Genomic DNA, 5,487 nt, shown 5'->3' on the forward strand with positions numbered 1-5,487 from the left:
GGATGTCCGTTTTTTTATCCCTAATTAAGTATACAAAAAATCTGCCATCAGTAATCGTTAAATTGATTACCAACAACAGATATTGTAGAGCCTGAATTACTTCTTTGCTTTAATAACCAGAAACGGTGATGTGTCTAGTTAAATAAAAATAATAGCGTATGATCTAAACTTGATCATGCGCTACTAATAAACACAGAACCATTAAGACTCTTCCAAATTAAATTAATTATCTGTCTTTAATTAGTTCATATTAATACCTGGCTGCAGCAATTCGTATATCAGCACTTTCAATTTTGAGGATCGAGAAGGGGTAAAAGTAATTTATCTCTTCACTGACTTAATTAGTAACATCAAAATACCACCGGTTAAAGAAAATACAAACGAAACAACGAAGATAGCAGAGAACCCAAATAATGAGATAACAGCTGCTGCAATAACAGGAGCAATTGCTTGAGTTATTGTATTACCTAAATTATAGACACCTAAGAAAAATGCTACTCTATTTTGATCAGGGATCACTTCTAAATTTAGTAAATTATCTAGTGAATTCCATATTCCCATACCTAATCCAGCCATAAAGGCATAAATAATAATTCCAGCATCATTTCTAAGCAGAAACAGTGAGATAGCTCCGATTGCTAGAAAAATAGTTGAGAAACCTACCGGAAATTTCAAGATTTTAAATTTATCTGAGATTGGCCCAGCAATAAATCCCATTAAAATACCAAATATGAGCATGATAACGTTTATTAGTTGGATAGACGATTGTGTTTGGCTACCACGGTGTAAGAAATCCGTCATGATATATAAAATATAACCAGTTATTGCAAAGTTACCTACCCCTTGAAAAATTTTTCCCATCAATGCTAAATAATAATCTCTACCAACTTTCCAGTTTGGAAAAATTGATTTCAAATCATTTAAAGTCAATTTTGGCTTATTTTTCTCTTCATGATGTATCTTTTCATTTATATTACTTGGTTCATGAACAATAAAAACAGCTATTAAGGTTCCAACAAACGCAAAAATTCCAAAAATAATGAACCCTAAGCGAAATTGACTTAAAAATAATGCACCTAACACGTTAAATCTATTATTCCCTAACGCCATACCTAATCCACCATATGCAGAAGAAGCTGTACCGCGCCCATCTTCTGGAGCAAAGTCTATCCACGCAACCATTGGTGCAACAATAAAATTCAAGGCCGCTTGTCCAACCATCCAAGTAATAAGCAATATTGGAATTGTAGGTGAAAAAGAAGCCGCTATCATAGCTAACATAAAAACAAATGCCCCACCAACACTCCAAGGAGAGCGCTTACCAAATTTAGATTTAGTTTTATCTGATAATGCACCCGCTATCATATTAGAAATTGCAGCAACAATCATGCCGCAAGTTGAAAACAATGCAACTAATTGAATTTTATTTGGCGCATCTAAATGTTGAATCAGGGCAGGTAAAAATAAGCTATTCATAACGATATAAGGACCTAACCAACTTGCTGGTCCAATAATCAATCCAGGAATTAATCGTTTAAGTGAAATCGTTGTTTTTGACATTTTTTATCTCCCCCTTATTTATTCCATATGGTTCTTTACTTTGTAATAATCAAAATCAGCATATGATTCATGCTGATAAGCATCAACAGCACCTATAAAATTAAATAATCCTGTAAAACCACCGACTTCTCCTGGCTCACCATTAACACCCTCATCTGAAAGGTAACTAACATCAATTCCATCTACTAACAGCTGCCAAGTGTGTGAATTCATGCAGCGATAGAATACTTTTGCTATACCTAAGCGATAATTAATTTTTAGCTCGACTGAATCAGAAGGAATTTTCACTTCAATAAACATATCGTCAATACGCTCACCCAATTTTGCTTGTAATACCTTTAAAGCGGTTACATCTTCTTTATCAGATAAACCAAGGTGAGCATAAAACCAATTATTGGAATCATAATATAAACCAAGTCCAGCTGTTTGCGAATAATGATTTGGTGAAAATCTTACAGCTGTTTGTACAGTATAATTTAATGATGTTGCACGAGTTGCCATAATAGCTGGGTTAACCTGTGAGAAAAAAGAGTTACCTCCATAAATTCTTAAAAACCCTGGATGTTCAATTGTATTGGTCCAAGTTTGTTTCTGTTCACGATAAGGCGTCATAAAACGACAATCATAATTATTTTTATCAAAATTGTCTTTAATATCACTAAGCGCAAAATCTTGAACAACATGTTTTTTATTGCTCATCCCCTCGAATTCCAATTTAGCTAAATTCGAACCATCTGCCATTGTAAGCCATCCCGCAGCTGTCCACTTCATTTTCTGTAAAGATGTTTCTCTACCCAAAGGATTCAATTTTTTGCCTGGTAATGGTCGTGACATCAAATGTGCAATGTACCACTCTCCGTTGCTGGTTTCGACCAGTGATCCATGACCAGCTTTCTGCATCACTGAATGAGGATTATACATTTCAAAATGGCCAGAATCTGGATCCCCTAAGGAAAACAGATGATGAGGTGATGAAGTAATAATCGGTTCTCCAGTTGGATTAGGCTCATACGGGCCAAAAATATTTTTAGAACGCCCTATTTCAACTCCATGAGCATAACCAGTTCCTCCTGCAGCAAGTAATAGATAATAATAATTAGCATGCTTATAAATCTGCGGCGCTTCTGCGCAACCACGCGTCGTAAAACCCTTTGTTACCCGGTGCCAGTTACCTTTAATACCACCATGTTCTAGATCAACTTCAGCAATCACAATATTCCCAGGCGCTTGATGACCAGTGCGAGTCTCCCATTCCAATATAGAAATATAATGAATACCATTTTCATCATGAAAAATGGCAGGATCAAATCCAATAGAAGTTAAATAGATTGGTTTTGACCAAGGTCCAGTAATACTGTCTGCATACATTGCATAAGAATCCGAATTAAATTCACGACCAGCCATATTTTGCATATGAGAATACGCTAACCAATATTGTTTTGTCTCTTTATCGTATGATAAATGTGGTGCCCATATTCCTGCTGGTGTATTAGTTCCCCTTAGATCTACTTCATGTTGAGTAAGTGCGTGAGAAATAAGTCTCCAATTAATTAAATCAGTTGAATGAAATATTTGTACTGCGGGTGTCCAATGAAAAGTTGAAGTTGCAATATAATAATCATTATCCACACGAATAATAGAAGGATCAGGCGCCATTCCAGGAATAATTGGATTTTTATAAAATCCCATTAGAAATTACCTCTTTCTTAATTTTTTAGCATATTTCTTGCCTGTAGCTAGGTTGTTCTTTAATACTTATAAAGCGTAACATGGAGGTATTACAATAAGTTAGTTTTGTAAACAAACTAGTTAAAAAACAACCCACCTTAAGTAAGAATTAACACCTTACATTAACAAAGGAGCTTTGGCTATGACCGTTAACCATCACGAAAATGTTATTCCCAACGTTGATATTGGTGTAAGATTTTATAAATCTAATGTTGATAAATATGGATACGTTCCATTTCATTGGCATACAAGTATTGAAATTGTTTGTGTTTTAGATGGTGAATTAAAATTTAACTTTAATGGTAAAAGCCAGCAATTTATGGTTATTTCATCTGGAGTTATTCATGATGTTACTAATACGCCTAACACAGCTTTTGTCTTACAAATCCCACTTAAATTTATAGAGAATTATCATAAACACCCTGAATTGTTAAAATTTCAAATACAAGATAAAAATTCTCCTAATTACCAGAAAATAATTAATTATTTTCTGGAATTAAACCAAATAAATGACCGCCACTATGCTGGCTATTTATTTGACTTTGGCGCAGTTCTTTTATTTTTATTAAAGGTTTTAATAACAGATTTTTCTACTTCCAAAACAACTAAACAGGCAATAAACACTAGCAATCTTAAAGAACTAATTGCCTTCATAAACCTAAATTATGCTAAACCATTGTCTGTTCAATATTTAGCCCAGAAAATTAATTACAATCCTAATTATTTATCAAGACTCTTTAAGCAACAAATCGGTTTAACTATTACTGATTACATTTATAAAATACGAATAAATGCTTTTTACCAAGACCTCATTAAAACTGATAAACCGATTAGTGAACTAATGATTAAACATGGTTTAAATAATGCTAAAACCACGAGAAAAACATTTAAGAATATTTATAATAAATTGCCTAGCCAGATACGTAATGACTTTCATAATAAATAAAATTGCTTTAATACAATTATCCATCCATTTACTGTCATTATTATTCCTATATAAAATAGCGAACAATTTAAAAATAATTGTTCGCTATCCTTACGATAATATTCAAAAAGAAATTATTTTTTGTTATCTAGCGGTCAACTAATTCTCATCACACCGTTTCATCCAACTTGTTTGTCCGTTTAGCGATGGCAGGTAAGATCAAACCTAATAAGATAAAGATAATTGGCGTCAAAATATTCAAAATCAATTGGAACCACCAAGAACCAGGATCTTGTGCCATATTCATTTTTGGTACCATTCCTAAAATACAAGCAAATGCAGTGAACAGGAATGTCCATAAACCAAATCCAAATCCAACATATTTATTATGAGTAAACATATAATCAGAATGGAACTTATTGAATTGTTTTGCTAGCAACATGTAAGCAAAGAATACCCACAAATAACGCATTGGCATCACAATGGAATTTAAGTTTAATAACCAATTATACAGATCATTCATGCCATTAATACCCAGTGCTGGTACGATAATTAAAATGGAGACCAAAATCGCCGTCATTTTATAGCCGTTAATTGCGATTCCTTTTTTGTTTTTACGGGATAGAAAGGTTGGAATATATTTCTTATCCGCATCGTCCAACAACATCCGCAGCGGCGCATCAATCGAAATTGCTAAAGCGGCAGCTGAAGCAATGGTGTTAGTAATTGCAAAAGCCCAGACAAACAGGTTTCCTAAATGAAAACGAGTCCCCATAAATTGAAAGGCTTCATAGGCTCCATTAGCCATTAAATCAGCTGGAATGTGATTGGAATTGACAATCATCCCAATAGCAAACGAGCCTAATACGGCAGAGATCGCCACCATGACAGCCAAAATAATCATGCCTAACGGAAATTCTTTCGAAGCATTTTTGGTTTTGTTAACGTATGGTGAAATCTTTTCACAGCCACCCACTGCAAACACTAACATCGAAATTGTGGTGAAATATTGAAAATCAAATTTTGGTATGTATGTATGAATATTATTCATATCTGGCGTTGCAATTTGGACATGAGTGAGAAATGGAACGCTAATCCCCAAGATAATAAATAAAAGTGACATCACAAACATAGCAACACCAGCAATACTCCCAATGTTGCTCAGAGTTGCAACACCTTTAGTCGCTAACCAAACAAAAAACAAGAAAATTAGTAAACGGTAGATTGTAAAATTTAAGTTGAACATATTAATGGACAGAAAAACCCATAAAGGT

The 5,487-nt window shown here is 33.9% G+C and carries 4 protein-coding genes; 1 reads left to right on the forward strand and 3 read right to left on the reverse strand.

The window, feature by feature from the left end; genetic code table 11:
- Positions 1-321: 321 nt before the first annotated feature.
- Complete coding sequence (locus FC24_RS07185) at positions 322-1,560, reverse strand: MFS transporter (protein ID WP_057874213.1); 1,239 nt, start codon at positions 1,558-1,560, stop codon at positions 322-324.
- Positions 1,561-1,578: 18 nt separating this feature from the next.
- Positions 1,579-3,249: a glycoside hydrolase family 43 protein gene (locus FC24_RS07190; protein ID WP_057874214.1), complete on the reverse strand. Its 1,671-nt coding sequence runs from the start codon at positions 3,247-3,249 to the stop codon at positions 1,579-1,581.
- Positions 3,250-3,430: 181 nt separating this feature from the next.
- Here FC24_RS07190 and FC24_RS07195 point away from each other — a divergent pair, with 181 nt between their 5' ends.
- Positions 3,431-4,234 (forward strand): AraC family transcriptional regulator, encoded by an 804-nt coding sequence (locus FC24_RS07195; RefSeq protein WP_057874215.1) that lies wholly within the window; start codon positions 3,431-3,433, stop codon positions 4,232-4,234.
- Between the two features lie 148 nt (positions 4,235-4,382).
- On the opposite strand, the gene FC24_RS07200 is transcribed toward FC24_RS07195, so the two are convergent.
- Positions 4,383-5,487, reverse strand: a 1,105-nt coding sequence (locus FC24_RS07200) for an APC family permease (RefSeq protein WP_057874216.1), incomplete at its 5' end; no start/stop codon positions are given.

It is taken from the genome of Loigolactobacillus rennini DSM 20253 (genome assembly GCF_001436505.1).
GTDB lineage: Bacteria > Bacillota > Bacilli > Lactobacillales > Lactobacillaceae > Loigolactobacillus > Loigolactobacillus rennini.